The following is a 14,885-nucleotide window of genomic DNA, read 5'->3' as shown; positions in this document are numbered from 1 at the left end:
TCGCAAAAAGGGGCTGCAGGGATGCAGCCCTTTTTTCGTGGGTGCCGCATCGATACCGTCAATGCCAAGCCGCATGGCTTACCGGAGGCGTAGGGTGCGCACCTGTGCGCACGCGGTCACGGCATGCTGCTATGCGGCTCCCACAACAGATCGACGGTTCAAAACAAAACCGCCCGGCTAGCGGGCGGTTTGTCGAGGTGGCGGTGCCGGACTACTTGGCCGCAGCCGTCATGTAATCGACTGCCGCCTTGACGTCGGCGTCCGACGCGCTGGAATTCCCGCCCTTCGGCGGCATCGCCATTGGCGCGGCCTTGCTCTGGAACCCCTTGATCGCGTGTTCGTACAGGACATTTTGGCCCTGGGCGATGCGCGGCGCCCACGCCGCCTTGTCGCCGAACTTTGGTGCACCGCCGATGCCGGCGGCATGGCAGGCGGCGCAAGTCTGGGTGTACAGCGCCTTGCCGGCGTCGGCCCCGCCGGCTGCGGCCTGGGCAGGCGCGGCTGCTGCCGGAGGCGTTGCACCGCCCCCGCTTGCGGCAGTTGCCGCCGCAGGCGCCGCGGTGGCGGCTGCCGTGGCCGGCGCATTTGCGGTTGCAGCGTTGGTGGCGGAAGCCGCGGCGGGAGCAGGCGCTTCCGGTTCCTTGAAATTGGCGCCGGCCTGGTTCGCCATGTAAGCCACGGCGCGCGCTACCTCGACATCGTCCAGATCCGGATTGCCGCCCTTGGCCGGCATTGCACGGATGCCATGGACCGCATGCTGGACCAGGGTATCGAAGCCCTGGGCGATGCGCTGGCCCCAGGCGGCCTTATCGCCGAGCTTGGGAGCGCCGGCGGCGCCGGTGGCATGGCAAGCGGCGCACACGGCGGTGTAGACCGCCTGGCCATTCTGCAGGACTTTGGGGGCATTCACATCTTTCAGCGTATAGCCTTCTTCCGCAACCGGCCGCAAGCGCGCCTCGATGGCTTCCGGGGTTTGGCTCTCGGAGCCGGCGCCGGTCAGCTTGCTGCTGGTGGCATAGGAGACCAGCAGGATGATGCCGATGACAATAATCAGGAAGAATCCTGCTACCGCGGCGATGAGCTGCTTTGGCGTCCGGATCATGGATTGGTGTTCGTTGTGTGCGTCGCTCATGATTTCCTTAATACAATTAAAAAAACCTGCTGCCCTTCCGGCCCTTGCGATGCTGCATACCAATTTGCAAATGCCGCAAACGGCCGATTATAGACCCAAAGGTCGGGATTTTGGAACGAAAACAAGGGGCTCACGCTCACTTGGCATAGACGCCAAGGAGGAAAGAATGTATCCTTCGACTTCCTTTCCAGCGCGGCTGTAGCTCAGTGGATAGAGTATTGGCCTCCGAAGCCAAGGGTCGTGGGTTCGATCCCCGCCAGCCGCGCCATCCTTCTATAAAATAAAATAAAGCACTTAGCCTCAGCAGTATTTCGCACTGTTGAGCGTTTTTGCGCGATTTTTGGCACACCAAGTGTGGCAAAGTTGTGGCAAGCGTTGAGTTCACTCGACGGGCCGGTCCTAGCATATCTGCCCGATATTTCGGTTGCTACGCCGTCGCCGCTTTTTTGATGGCTGGTCCCAGAGATTCGACCATTAAAAATCGCAGCTGAGAGCTGTCGAAATGGCGCTCCTGGTCGCAGTAGCGCTACCGCTTACGAGGCCGACCTCTTCTTGGGGTAACTTCAACCGGGCGTTCGGTTAGCGTCTGTTGAGCCGGGGGCACAACGTGCTGCGCAAGCCATCGCTCAACATCCTCAGCCCGCCAAAGCAGGCGTTTTGTCCCAGGCAGGCGGCAGATCGGAGGGAGCGCCTCCGGATTACGTGAGGCGTCGCTCCGGACGCTTGCTACCGACTTATGCAGGCAAGTTGCTAGCTCTTCGACGGAAAGTAGGGGTTGTACAACAGGTTCCTTGCGCTCCAGCACGGAAGCCCCTTTAGTTGGATCAAAGCGAGAAAGAAATGTGCTTGGTGGCTTGATCGGTTAAGTCTGCTTTTCCAGAGCACGAGGGCCAGTGGATTGACAAATTGTTAGCAGTTTGACGGCGGCGATCCATCGTCGCAACCATAACCTCGACTATCCTTCTGCTGCGTCAAACTGCTGGGGCTTGACTATTGACGGTCAATAGTGCTGCGAGAGTCGCTAACGATATTGTTTTTCATACCTGACCGACGAGATCTCATGGCAAGAACTTTTTGCGTTAGGTCAATAGCTGCAGTTGCCCTTTAGTTAGATTGGTCATCTGGTTGCCGACATTCAAGGCAGCGGGATCTCTTAGCCTAGGGGGCATTGTGAAGCGGTACACGATCACTGAAGGGGCCACAACAACGGCGGGCGGCAAGGTAATTGGCGCCAGTAGCCATGGGTCCATCAACGGAGCGCGCATCGCGCTCGAAAACGATCCCGTTCACTGCCCAGCCTGCAACAGCATCGGCCACATTGTTTGTGTTGGCGCTCGGCTCAGCGAACGCTTTAATGGCATCCAGGTTGCCCTTGAGAACGACCTGTGCATCTGCCAGTGCTATCCGCATCCGCGCCTGGTGCCGAGCCAAACCTTGCGGTGCCAAATCGTCTCCGAGGATGCCGATAGCGCCGATATTGTTGGGCAGAGCGGAACAACGTCGGAATGGGGTGTCACAGCGGCTTCTGCCGAACAGCAGGAAATCCACGACCAGTACTTTCACGTCAAGGACGAGGCAGGTCACCCACTTGCAGATTTTCCATACGTGATCGAGCTTAGCAGTGGGCGCCGTATCGAGGGCCGAACGGACCAGGAAGGAAAGACTGCGAAAGTCGTGGCGTCACGCGCCGAGCACGCCACCCTGATTGTCTATGCGCAGGAAGCAACTTCTCTGAATCCGGCATGGGACCAATGACATGGCGACTAGGAAGGTGATCAAGACGCACTCTGCACAGCTCACGCCGACGACCGACAACAAGGGCGTTGATGTTGAGGTCGAGGACCTGGCCCGGCTGCGTGCGATACGAAGGCTGGTCGAGTCAAACAATCAGTCTAGCTTATCCACGGATCTGATCATCTGCCAGATCTACATGGAGTCACGATTTGACAAGAACGCGCACAGTGACGGAAGTAGCGCCCGCGGTTTGATGCAATTATTGAAGGCACCCATCCGGGAACTTTACCGGCTCGAGAATCGCAAGCAACCGTGGCGCGAGCGGAGGCGTGAAGCTGATCTTTACCGCGAGGCGGACGAGTTCCACGACAGTGACCAGCTTCTGGACGAAGCCACTAACATACGCGTCGGTACGGCGTATCTGCAGGCACTCATCGAGAAACGCACTGCGGGCCATTCAGCCGATCCCATCAGCGAAGCCTACAAGGATTACCGAGGAATCAGGAACGGGATCTACTATCGCAAAATCAAGGCTGCCGCTGAGAAACTGACAGCGAAGCCTGAGTCGATGCAGGTACTACGGGACATGGTGAAATGAAAAGCTCGCCCTTTTTGCTGTTCTGCTTGTTCCTTCCTGCTTTTACCGCGGCAGCCGAACTGGTGACAACCTGTGATATTGGCGGCAAAATAAGTAGCCGAGTCGATGCAATTCGAGATTCAAGAATTGCCGATACCTACGTCTATTATTTGCGGCAAAATGGCTCGGTGCGTCCGTTTTTTGGGGACAAGGACAGTTCAAGAGGATCATCAGTGCAGATTGCCTGCGTCGGACGTAAGACTCGCGCGCTCGTCGTTACTGGTGAGTTCACGGCGAACTTCCTTCAAGGCTTCGTGCTCACTCGTAATCCTAAAAGCGGTGTAGTCGAGCGTCTGGACTTTGCCGAAAAAAGTCGACCTGCCTGGCTGTATCTAACTCCATCCGAGACAACAATCGTCGTACCCACACACGGATACGGAGAAACGAACAAGAAATTCATCGTCTACCGCCATTTCGTCGGCTCATCCGCAGAGCCCCTAGTCGTACCAATGGACGAATTACCGCGTCAGGCCGGCGCCGACGTCATAAAGCTGGGCGGTCACCAGTCCCGATAAGGTGGCGCCGCGACTGTACGCAGGTGCCGGGATTGCTGCCAGCTAACCAGGCAGGAAGGACAGTGTCTGTGGCCGTAAAAATCGCCGAGGCCATGAACACGAACGGCGTGCCGAAATCCTCCGCACGGCACAGCCATGCCGCGTACGCTTCACCCGCAACGCGCTGGCACACCAAAAGCTCCAGGATGGTTGGGGGTGCTGGGGCGCGTCCCGGCATGCGGCCAGTGGCGGCAATCGTGCCGGGTGCGCGATGCTAGCAAGCGCCGGGTTTGCGGCGCGGCGGCGGCGATCACGCGCGGGTGCGAATATGGCCAGCGCCCCAATTTGCGGCGCGACGACGCTGGCGGTGCTGGGGGGCGCCCCGGCCTGCGGCCAAGTGGCGGCGACCTTGCCGGGTGCACGATGCTGGCCAGTTCTCGGTTTGCGGCGCGGTGTCGCGCTCGCCGGCGCGGAGTCCTAATTGCGGGTAGTGGGAGCGCTGGTTGGCAAGGGGAGGCGCCGTAATATCCAGGCGCGGGCCGGTCGCGCCGCAGCTCATGGAAAAATGGAAGCACCGGGCCCTAGGCCGCGATCAAAGCGAACTACTTCAGCGCGCGGACGGACCGGTGCCCGGCCCGCCCACGAAGTCTCAAGCCAGCGGACGCTATCCGGTAAACCGGACCGCGTCCGAGAAGCGCGATATGTGCGGGGGACGCCCCCGCACCCCACATAAGAGTTGCACACATTACGCACGATACGCGCGAGCGAAAAAGTGAGGATAACTCTTTGATTTACTAGGCTATTTTGGCGTATACGTTTGCTCGTTGCGGCCCCGGTTTAAAAGTGCGGTATTCGAAAAGCATGTTGAAATCAAACACTTAGAGCGTATACATTTGTAAACATGCCCTGCGAACCGTCGCAAGGTCACAATCGAGTATTGCTCCACGGTGGGACAGAACTGAGCACTCATCGCCGGGTCCGAAAGCGCCATCCAGCGCCTATCCGCGAACGGGATGCGAGCGTCGGCTTTCGCACTGGCTCTCGCCAGACGGCGAACGAGCTGAGCAAGAAAAAAGGCTGCACAGTCCTGGACCTTATCCTCGTGCGTATCTTACTGACAGCGCTCCACTTAGATACCGACGACTTCGACAAGCAACTGCTGTTTGGCGTCCACAATGCCAATTCGCTGGTTGTCAATCTTGGCTTGAAAAGCAATATTGTACAGAGTCAGCGTCAACAGCCGCACCTCGTCCAACGTTGCCCTTAGCACGGACACCTAATAGCCAACTGGATCCGCTTCGTCGGCAGCGTAACGGATGACAGCCACGAGTACCGGCGGCAGGAAACGCTGATGTGACAATCGAGCGCGACTTCGGCCTGAAGCGCGTGATTTCCTCATCCGAGGCGAAGCGCCACGCAGTCACCAAGCGCGAGATAGAGGCAGGTCTGCGCACCGGGCTGCCCTCGACGCGCCAGCAGCTGCAGCAGCTGTGTGATGGCGCTCTTGCCGGGTGCCCGGGGCCGCCCCCTTAACGAGCGGCTTTCATAATTTACTTGTGCGAAACTTACTTATGATCAAAAATTTAGCTACTCCAGTTGAGCGGTAGCGCAAAAATGATCACGTTCCTACATAAACACGGCCGTCCAAATCTCGTCCTCTTTGTCCATGGCTTTACGGGAGGAATTGAAACTTGGCGGAACTCGAGCGGAAAGCTTTTCCATGAGCTCCTTACTGAGGATCCTGCGCTCCTGGACAATTATGATTTCGCGTACTTCGAATATTACACAAAGTTCACGAATCTCTTTCCTGCCGCAAACACTTGGGTATCTCGATTGAAGATGCTCGTCGGAAGATCCCACCGAAAGGTTGAAAAGAACGTCGGGATTTCGGAAATCTCAGAGATGTTTCGAAGTCAACTGCGCTTCCAGGTTGGTTCCTACGCTAACGTTGTGTTGATCGCGCATAGTATGGGCGGGTTGGTCGTGAAGAATGCACTGGCCCAGGATCTGTCCCGACACGCTCCAACGCAGGTCCGGATGATGCTCTCGCTAGCCGTGCCTCATTTGGGCGCTAACCTCGCGACATTTGCCAAACTTCTGTCCAGCAACGAGCACCTGGCTGATCTGGCGCCTCTTAGTGACTTTTGCTCGGGGTTGAACGATCGCTGGCTCAAACTCGCTAACCGTCCCCCTATTAAATACTTCTACGGGACATATGACGATGTGGTAACAAAAGCTAGCGCAACAGGAACAGATAACATTGAGCAAGACATCATTGCTTGCGACGACGACCATTTGAGCATAGTGAAACCTCTTGATTCATCGTCAATCGCAATTACCGCGACTCGCGCTTTCTTAGCGGATTTTTTGCACGCCACAAAAATCCCTGATGGCGGCAAACTTCTGAAACTAAAAAGTGATGCCGAATTGGCAGATGAATATTTCGTGCTGAAGCTGATGTTGGCGGACGTTCACGTTTCCACCATAAGGCATTGCAAGGAAAACTTCCTTAACGCGGAGTACACCCGAAAGTTATTCTCAAGTCGAACAGATCAGGAAAAGCTTGCGCAGCTATATGAGAGGATTAGAACTCTTTACCACGACTCCTTTGATAAGTTCATCAACTCGAAATCGCCGAAGAAGACCCCCGGCGAGTTGGTGGCAGAGATTCATGAGAAGATAGTTCACCAGGATGACGGATACCTAAAATCCGCTTTGCCTGTGATACATGCTCTTCATAAAAAAGGCATGTTGCATCAGTTGGCAAACGACCTGGAGGGGGATGTTTGGTGGAGTGAAGAGAAATCAGTAGAGGCACTCGATAAACTGAAGAACTTGATAGAAGACTCCTCGACCCCCGCATGAACAAAAACCTGCCATTTACCCAGCCAGAACAGGACCTGTACTTCAATGTATCCCTTGGGTTATCAGTCCTTCGCAAACTGAGCAGCACGAAAAAGGGAAAATTATTGATAAACAATGAGCGCTTGGCGCTCATGATTTTTCTTCTTAAAAACCCATTGGTGGCAGCCAAGCTCCTCACTAATTTGGGCCATTCTACTTTGCAATTGTCTGCTTCCGAGAGTTACTCGGTAAGGAGCTTGGCTCCTAATCTGGATGAGTTATTGGATCAACGCCTATTAAAGGCTATTCTGATATTTCTCGCGCAGCGGAAAATGCTCGCAGTTTCGTTCAGGAAGTTGGAGGGTGCAATGTACACCTTGACTGAGACTGGATACCAAGCTGCGGAGGCACTTGTCGGGCCTTTTTTTTCCACGGTTTTAGTGCGTCTTGAACGTTTGGCGGACCTAAATAGTGTGCCGACGAAGGTGTTATACCAGCAGATTTATTCGATCATTACTAAACCATGAAAACATCGACGCTATTGCTCAGCCGGCTGATCTTGGTCGGTCACCGGAAGAATTATATTGTGCCTTTTCAGCCAGGCCTGAACATAATTTATGGCGATTCCGCGACCGGAAAGTCGAGCATCTTGGAATGTATAAATTACCTGCTGGGCGCTTCTAAATTCGTCTTTGATACGGAAATCGAGACTTCGGTAAGTTACGCGGCTCTTGAGCTCGAGCTCGGTGGCAAACCTTATCTCATCAAGCGAGATATTTTCCAACCTACGCGCCACGTTGAGGTGTATTCAGCTTGGTTTGACGACCACGCTTCAGTGTTCCCCAAGCGATACGTGCCATCGTACGGCCAGCCCGTTTCCGGGGACGGCTATTTTATGGATTTCCTGTTGGCGTCTCTTGGATTGCCGATTGTTAAAATTAGGACCGCCCCGACCCGGGAGGACTCGACAGTTGCACGTTTGAGTTTTCGGGATTTGTTTAAATTTAGCTACCTAAGGCAGGACGATGTAGGAAGTAAAAACCTTCTTAACGTAGGCCTTCCAGTACTTCACACAAAGACAAAGCAGACTTTCCGCTATATTTTTAATCTTCTAGATGAGAATATCGCTCTTCTCGAAGAACATCTTTCCGAGTTGAAGGCAAAGCATAGGCGGTTAACGACCAAATATGAAGATGTAAGCGAATTTTTACGGCAGTCGGATTTTAAGGCCGCGGTTTCTCTCGAAGATGAGTTAGACGAGCTGGAATCGCAAATTAAAATTTTGGAGAATCAGCTGTCTGAGGTCAACCTGCGTGTAGTCGCCGATAGCCACGCAGCACGCTATCTAAGGGAGCTGCTCGCCGAGCAAAAGGATTGTTTGGCATTGCTGCAGTCGGACAGACTAAATTCAGAGCGACAAATAGACCGTTTCGTCCGGTTACGTAATGATTACGCCGAAGACATCGACCGCATCTCTGCTGTTGTCAAGGCCAAGTCACTACTTGGTCAGGCATCCCCCGCTGATGGAGTCTGCCCGGTTTGCGACAGCCCACTTCGATTGGACCAATGGCGAGAGTCCTTTCAAATCAATTCTGAGGACAAGCTGGCACAAGAGGCATCTACCCTCGAGCGTCGCACCAAAGAGCTTGGGCACTTGCTAACGGAAGAGCGTTCTCGGTATCAAGAACTTTCCGTTCGGATCGGCTCGGTGAATGATGAATACGAACGTACTTCAAGGCTCCTTGATGAAGAGGTATCAACAACGGTCAGCCCTTATCTTGCCGAACGTGACGGTATATCTTCCGAGATTGCAACTTTAAAGGAACGCCGGAGCCAAGTCGAGCATTCGGCAAAAGTACGAAGGCTACAGAAGTCGATTTCAGACGAAATTGACCAATTACTTCGAACAATAGACCAAACTAACGGAAAGCTGGAAAAAATGCGGGATGCGGCTCCGTCGCTGCACGAGGTCTTGTCGCTGCTGGGAGACGAACTTAACGATTACCTTCGTGTCGTCAACATCAAAGATCGGCGCGGTGTCGCAGTAAGTGAAAGCTCTTTGCTACCTGTACTCCGAGAACGCGAGTATCGCGACGTGACGTCAGGAGGGCTTCGAACAATTCTTTCTATTGGTTACTATCTATCGGTCCTTAAGGCAGCGGTTTTGGATAAAGCAAATCTACCAGCGTTCATAATGATTGACACAGTCGGAAAATACCTGGGTAAAACAAATGCAAGCGTTGATGAAACAGATCCGGTCGCTGACTTAACTGAAGGCGTAACGGATCCTATGAAATACCAGCATATGTACGACTACATGGTCTCGTTATCATCCTTCGCCGAGGAAAAGCAGAGCGATGCCCAGATCATAGTGGTGGATAATGACATTCCCTCAACCATCCGTGATAAGTTTGCCGGTTTTGTTGTCGCTCAATTCAGTAGCACTGGTGAGGGTGGGCTTCCTGTCGGGCTTATCGACGACGCTCGCGCTGCTAGCTTGCCCCAAGAGCTATAAATTAACAGGGCATAAGGATAAATAAGAGGGGAAAGAGACGGGATGATGGTCGGCCCGGATAGCGTGCCAAGCTCTTCTAACCCCTTTTTCCGAATCAGCCCAGTTTCTTGACGAGGTCTTCTGCTCTGAGGTGTGTATAGCGTTTGAGCATCTCCAGCGTCTTATGGCCGGTTATCGCGGCAACCTCCATTACGCTAAGGCCTCTCTCGAACAGCCGGCTTGTCGCTTCGTGTCGCAGGTCGTGGAAGCGGACATTCGCTACGTTCGCACGGTGCGGTTCGCAGCTTCGTTCGAACGCTTGGCTCATCGACTCTGCTCGCATGGTGAAGACGGGGCCTTCCGAACGGGCCTGCAGTGACTGTAGCGCGGCCATTGCGGCACTCGACAGGGGTACCTTGCGCGGCGTGTCCGTCTTCGTTTTGGGGAGGTGGGCGATTTTACGCTTGAGGTCCACATGCTCCCAAGCCAGAGAAGTAATTTCATTCCTTCGCATTGCCGTCTCGACGGCGATCGTGACGACCGCACGGAGCTCCGTTGACTCCGTTGCGGCAAGTATTCTTTGAATCTCTTCTTCGGTGACCCGACGATCTCGGCCCCGAGGTTTTTTCGGCTTCCTGACGAGCGACGTTGGAAGGGCCGTCGGCAGTGCAATTCCCCAATCCATTGTTGCCGCTCTGAGTACGCGATTGAGCAGATTGAGTTCATGGACGACTGTCTGTGGTCCGACGACCTGGAGGCGCTGGTCGCGAAAACGTGCGATTTGCGCTGATGTCAGGCTCGCCAAGCGGAACGTTCCGAAAGCATGGTTAAGTGTTTTCAGCCGCGATCGATCGGATGCACGGCCGCGTTTGGTTGGGAGTACCTCGCTCTCGTAGCGCTGCAGCAGGTCACGGATCAGTGTCGCTTCCGCCTCGCTCCGCGATACGAACACCCTACGGATCATCTCGGCCTCGATCACAGTGGCCCAGTCAAGCGCATCTTGTTCCGAGCCAAAGGTTTTTGTCTGGGTCGGATAGCCACGTTTGCGCACTTGAGCTTGCCACTGGCCGGGGCCGCGTTTCCTGATGTTAGCCATGATGCGAAAGCACTTTAGAAATCGCAACTGTGGCAAAATTGTGGCAAAGGGTCCTGATTTGGCTCAAAACCCGCATGGATACTGGGTTTCTTTTGGGCCTCCGAAGCCAAGGGTCGTGGGTTCGATCCCCGCCAGCCGCGCCATTCAAATCAAAGACCTAGCTAGTTTCCACGGCTTGGTCCGCTTGGTCTCCCCTCATTCGTTTCCCGTCGTGTACCCCCTGGTACCCGATTCTGGTCAATAGAACTCAATTGCTCGGCTTGCTTCTGTTCGAGCCAGCAGGCGTTGATGTATCAGGTTTGTGAGGTGCAGGAGCGCCCGACCGGAGCGTGCCGGCGGCAAAATCGGTCGCGCGGTGCGCCAGGTCGGAAACTATGAGGGCGTGGGTGCCGCCATGGGCGGATGGGTCTGGGGTTCAGTACGCAATTGGAGAAGGACGCGCCCTTCATCGTCAAGGACTTCCAGACTCGCTATGCGGGCTACCGCATGCGCGGCGGGCCTGATGGGTCAACTTTAGTAGCCCCTCGATACGTGACAAGCAATTGCGTGAGGGCTATGAACCACAAAACCCATGCGCCAATCACGTATTGAAACGGGAATTGCGCCCTTGGTCCAACAATCAGGACCGCCGCGCCCCCTAACGCAAGCATGGTCCAGGATACAAAGAAATGTTTGTTACAGAAAGCGATTCTCGCCCAAGGCACCAAGCTGATTCCGCCAGCGACAAGGCCGAGTAGAAAGATCGATCCACCATTTACAAAGAAAGCGAGTACTGCACCGGTGACCACCAGCGCCGAGCACGGGCACAGATCATCTCGGAGGAAGTGGCGATCTGCATTGAATTTCGCCCCGTCGTCGTGCGGGTCATCGAAACTTGGCCACCATAGGCGGCAACGGCGAAAGGAGACCGCGGAGAGGGGCAATGCCGGAACAGATGCAAGCAAATGTGCTATCGGCCGTGCATGGGCTCCAAGAAGTTGAATTTCTAATAACGCCCAGCCAAAGGTCGAGAAGAGAAAAGCGCTGAAGGCAAAATTTCTTATTTCTTGTTCCGTCCCGATTTTGAAAGTCTTCATGATCGCTCATATCCATCTTGTTTTAATCGGTTTTTGAAAAATTCCGGTGTATTTCAACAGTCCGGGACCGGGTAAACGTTGTTGGACGAGCGCATTTCAGCGAGATGACTGCCCGAGCGTGAATGACTAAAGAACAGTTTGCTGTAGGGCACACCTTTCCTCAAGCAAATAGTTTGACTTGTTTGACCTACATCACGAACTTGTCCGTCGGGTTCGCGGGTCCACTGATTTTGGTTTTGGTCGGCTTGCTTATGCTCAAAAGAATTAATTCCGTGTGAGCTAGAATTCTCATCGAAAGTCATAGTATCTGGGCAATCTGCATGACGGAGGCAATCCATGGACAGTACGACTGTCGAGGCTGCTCGGGACGCCGCGTGCCTGGCGAACTATTTGCCAAATCGATCTGGCGAGACGCGCCAGCGAGGCGCCGTTGCCGTTATGTTTGCCGTACTGCTGCCGTTGATCATCGTATGCTACGGTCTGGCGCTCGATCTGGGGCGGGTCTACAGCCGCAAGGCAGAGATGCAGGCAATTGCGGGCAGCGCCGCGATCGCGGCAGCCAAGAAATTGAATGGCACGAAGGCTGGGATCGAGAATGCCATTACCGCAGCAGGTCACGTACTGCAAGGCGGAGGGGATAACACAGATGCCATCTACTGGCCGAAGTATGGGTATGTCAACACCATGGTTTGGTCGGACGCTGCGATTATGTTCAGTAAGACGGCAGACGGCAGCACCGGATGGCTTTCTGCCGAATCAGCCAAGCAAGCTCCCCGCGGCCTTGCCTTCGTAAAGGTCGACACTAGCGCGCTCGATAAGTCCTACGGCGCTGTCGATATGCTGTTTGCCCCGGTCTCTTCCTCGTTCGCGACAGTGAACGTGAGCCACACGGCAGTCGCAGGTAGGGGAAGCATTAACGTGACGCCGTTCGGCATTTGCGCGATGGATGCGGCCTTCACCCGCCGCAAGAATGTCTTGACTGACACAACCTATGATGAGCTGGTCGAATATGGTTTCCGCCGAGGGGTTGGCTACAATCTGATGAAACTGAACCCAAATGGCTCGGTGGCGGGGAGGAATTACCTCATCGATCCAGTCGCGTTGTCAGGCTCCGGCAGCCCGAACAACTTGAGTTTGACGACCGTTACCCCTTATGTGTGCACTGGCACAATGGCTGTGCCCAGGCTGATTGGGGAAAAGGTAACCGTGCAGAGCGGTTTTCCTCTCGCTTCGCTCGTAAATCAGCTCAATTCTCGTCTTGATATCTACACTAATGGTTGTGATGCGGCGACGACGCCGCCGGGCACGAACGTTAAGCAGTACACGGCCAACTCGTCCTTGGGTTGGATGAGCCCCAAGCCGCCAACCACCAGCCAGACTGCCGCCAGCCAGACCATCACAAGGGATGGTGTGACCATGCTGCAGACCAAAGCCGACCAGGATCCACCCAATAACTTGACAACAACAGATACCGGGGTGTTATGGGCTTACGCTAAAGCGGTCCCCTGGTCTGCCTACACACCCGGGGTGCCAGAACCCGAAGGTGGCTATGAGCCGTTCGAAACTAAGCAGGTTACCTGGGATAAGCTCTATGGTAGCTCGGTCTTACTGGCCCCAACGGGCTCCAATTATCCATCTCCCACGCCATCCGCCAGCATCACGTCGCCGCCGGCCCTCGCACGCCGCCCGGGCGTGGCGAACCGGCGTGTGCTAAACGTGCCGATCCTCGATTGCGCGACAATGTCCGGCTCGACCGCGACAGTGCTCGCGGTCGGAAGATTCTTCATGACCGTGCAAGCCACCACCAGTGCAATCAGCGCGGAATTTGCGGGGGCTACGTCGGAGGTCCAGGCGGGCGGTCCAGTGGAGCTGGTGCAATGAAAAAATCACTACGCAAAGGACGACAGCGCGCGAATGGTGGGGTGGCCGTCGAGCTCGCCGTGCTACTTCCTGTCATAGTTCTCTTCGTGTCTGTGGTGCTGTTCTTCGGGCGGGTCTTTTGGCACTACACGGTGGCTGAAAAGGCGGCATATGATGCAGTCCGATTCTTGGCATCCGCATCCGCCGTGGAGTTCAGGACTCAAGGCCCGGGTGGAGGCAAGGCGCACGTGGCAGCAATCGCGGAAGCGATCGTCAAGGAGGAAATAGCCGAGCTGTACCAAGGCGGCCCATACGTCCCGGCCGTCGACGTTCTGTGCGATCTTCGTAGCTGTAATGGCACGTTTGTCCCAGCCAAACTCACGGTAATGGTCAGTCTCAATATCGCCGACCCATTCTTTGATGGCATTACTTCCGAATTAGCCGGCGAGTCAGAGGTTGCAATTGTCCTCAATCCAGCGGCGTCGATGCCTTATGCAGAATACTAACTTACGGGTGGCATTGCTCAGGCGTGCACCGATATCGAGGCAGGGCGGGGGAGCAGCCGTTGAGTTTGCTATTGTCGCGATTCTGTTTTTTACGCTTGTGTTCGGAATTATCGAGCTGTGCAGAATCATGTACATGTACAACACGTTGGCTGAGGTCACCAGAAGCGCAGCGACCGCCGCCGCAAACATCAGTTTCAAAAAACCAACGGAGCTTGCTCGGGTACGGCAAAAGGCAATTTTTCAAGATTCGCCTGGCTTTCTCCCTTTTGGCGCCCCGATCACCGATAAGAATATTCGTATCGACTACCTATCCCTACCAACACAATCCAGCGGATCCGTTACCCCAACGCCGATTTCTACATCGGCCCTGCCGGGTTGCCCAGCCCGCAACCGCCAGAATTGCCTCGAAAACCAATATGGTGCCAGTTGTATCCGGCTAGTTCAGGCGCGCGTTTGCAGCGACGATAGCTCCACCTCCGACTGCAAGCCGGTGGAGTATCAAATGTTATTTCCCCTTGTCAAATTAGGTGTTTATCTGCCCATTTCGTCAACCATCGTTCGCGCCGAAACTTTGGGCTACAGCGCGGGCGACGCGCTTTGCGATTAGCTTGGACGTTTGAAGTTAGGTGAGGGTCATCATCAGGCGCGCAGTCGGTCATGCTGGTATTCGGTCAGGTGCGCGCTCACCCGCTTGGGCGCGAACACTACGCACCGCCCCCGTTCCCTTCGCCGTCCGGCTCAGCACAGAACAATGGGCCATCAGGCAGGGCTTGCCGGTGGAAGCGTAGGCGCTGACTGAGAAGGCACCCATCCGGGAACTTTACCGAATCGAGAACCTCAAGAAACCGTGGCGCAAGCGCGCGCGTGAAGCTGATCTCTACCGCGAGGCGGACGAGTTCCACGACAGTGACCAGCTTCTGGACGAAGCCACTAACATACGCGTCGTACGGCATATCTGCAGGCACTTATCGAGAAACGCACTGCGGGTCATTCAGCCGATCCCATCAGCGAA

General features: G+C 55.2%; 12 protein-coding genes and 1 tRNA gene. 10 read left to right on the top strand and 3 right to left on the bottom strand.

Features of this window, described 5'->3' with window-relative positions; translation table 11 throughout:
- Window positions 1–211 precede the first annotated feature (211 nt).
- A complete protein-coding gene (locus E4O92_RS17900; RefSeq protein WP_135191015.1) occupies window positions 212–1,132 on the bottom strand; it encodes a c-type cytochrome in 921 nt (306 codons plus the stop codon).
- 192 nt (window positions 1,133–1,324) lie between these two features.
- Between E4O92_RS17900 and E4O92_RS17895 the strand changes: the two genes are divergently transcribed.
- The 7 genes from E4O92_RS17895 (at window position 1,325) to E4O92_RS17855 (ending at window position 9,356) form a co-directional block, all read left to right on the top strand.
- Window positions 1,325–1,400 (top strand) — tRNA-Arg (locus tag E4O92_RS17895).
- Between the two features lie 902 nt (window positions 1,401–2,302).
- Window positions 2,303–2,887 carry a PAAR domain-containing protein gene (locus E4O92_RS17885; RefSeq protein WP_135191014.1) on the top strand — a complete coding sequence of 195 codons (585 nt, stop codon included), beginning with the start codon at window positions 2,303–2,305 and terminating at the stop codon, window positions 2,885–2,887.
- Between the two features lies 1 nt (window position 2,888).
- Window positions 2,889–3,464, top strand: a complete 576-nt coding sequence (locus tag E4O92_RS17880) for a transglycosylase SLT domain-containing protein (RefSeq protein ID WP_135191013.1) — start codon at window positions 2,889–2,891, stop codon at window positions 3,462–3,464.
- The gene (locus E4O92_RS17875) at window positions 3,461–4,018 is read left to right on the top strand and encodes a hypothetical protein (RefSeq protein WP_135191012.1); all 558 of its coding nucleotides are present in this window, start codon (window positions 3,461–3,463) and stop codon (window positions 4,016–4,018) included. Before E4O92_RS17880 ends, E4O92_RS17875 begins: the two co-directional genes overlap by 4 nt.
- Window positions 4,019–5,611: 1,593 nt before the next feature.
- Window positions 5,612–6,862, top strand: coding sequence for an ABC-three component system protein (locus E4O92_RS17865; RefSeq protein ID WP_135191010.1), 1,251 nt, complete (start codon window positions 5,612–5,614; stop codon window positions 6,860–6,862).
- Window positions 6,859–7,368: an ABC-three component system middle component 4 gene (locus E4O92_RS17860; protein WP_135085661.1), complete on the top strand. Its 510-nt coding sequence runs from the start codon at window positions 6,859–6,861 to the stop codon at window positions 7,366–7,368. The genes E4O92_RS17865 and E4O92_RS17860 overlap by 4 nt, the downstream gene beginning before the upstream one ends.
- Window positions 7,365–9,356, top strand: coding sequence for an AAA family ATPase (locus E4O92_RS17855; RefSeq protein ID WP_135191009.1), 1,992 nt, complete (start codon window positions 7,365–7,367; stop codon window positions 9,354–9,356). The genes E4O92_RS17860 and E4O92_RS17855 overlap by 4 nt, the downstream gene beginning before the upstream one ends.
- 94 nt (window positions 9,357–9,450) lie before the next feature.
- Here the strand turns inward: E4O92_RS17855 and E4O92_RS17850 are convergent, their stop codons facing one another.
- Both E4O92_RS17850 and E4O92_RS17845 read right to left on the bottom strand, forming a co-directional pair.
- Window positions 9,451–10,431, bottom strand: coding sequence for a site-specific integrase (locus E4O92_RS17850; protein WP_135191008.1), 981 nt, complete (start codon window positions 10,429–10,431; stop codon window positions 9,451–9,453).
- Between the two features lie 479 nt (window positions 10,432–10,910).
- Window positions 10,911–11,507, bottom strand: coding sequence for a hypothetical protein (locus E4O92_RS17845; RefSeq protein ID WP_135191007.1), 597 nt, complete (start codon window positions 11,505–11,507; stop codon window positions 10,911–10,913).
- A 336-nt stretch (window positions 11,508–11,843) separates the two neighbouring features.
- Here E4O92_RS17845 and E4O92_RS17840 point away from each other — a divergent pair, with 336 nt between their 5' ends.
- Genes E4O92_RS17840 through E4O92_RS17830 form a run of 3 tightly spaced genes read left to right on the top strand, consistent with a single transcriptional unit; the run spans window position 11,844 to window position 14,480 of the window.
- On the top strand, window positions 11,844–13,388 hold the full coding sequence (locus tag E4O92_RS17840; RefSeq protein ID WP_135191006.1) for a pilus assembly protein TadG-related protein: 1,545 nt from the start codon (window positions 11,844–11,846) through the stop codon (window positions 13,386–13,388).
- Complete coding sequence (locus E4O92_RS17835; RefSeq protein WP_135191005.1) at window positions 13,385–13,873, top strand: TadE/TadG family type IV pilus assembly protein; 489 nt, start codon at window positions 13,385–13,387, stop codon at window positions 13,871–13,873. Before E4O92_RS17840 ends, E4O92_RS17835 begins: the two co-directional genes overlap by 4 nt.
- On the top strand, window positions 13,860–14,480 hold the full coding sequence (locus E4O92_RS17830; RefSeq protein WP_135191004.1) for a TadE/TadG family type IV pilus assembly protein: 621 nt from the start codon (window positions 13,860–13,862) through the stop codon (window positions 14,478–14,480). Before E4O92_RS17835 ends, E4O92_RS17830 begins: the two co-directional genes overlap by 14 nt.
- Window positions 14,481–14,885: the final 405 nt, after the last annotated feature.

The sequence above is a fragment of the Massilia horti genome (assembly GCF_004614195.1).
In the GTDB taxonomy this organism is placed as follows: Bacteria; Pseudomonadota; Gammaproteobacteria; order Burkholderiales; family Burkholderiaceae_D; genus Telluria; species Telluria horti.
The sequence above is the reverse complement of the archived record's forward strand: the minus strand, read 5'-3'. Positions and strand labels throughout refer to the sequence as shown.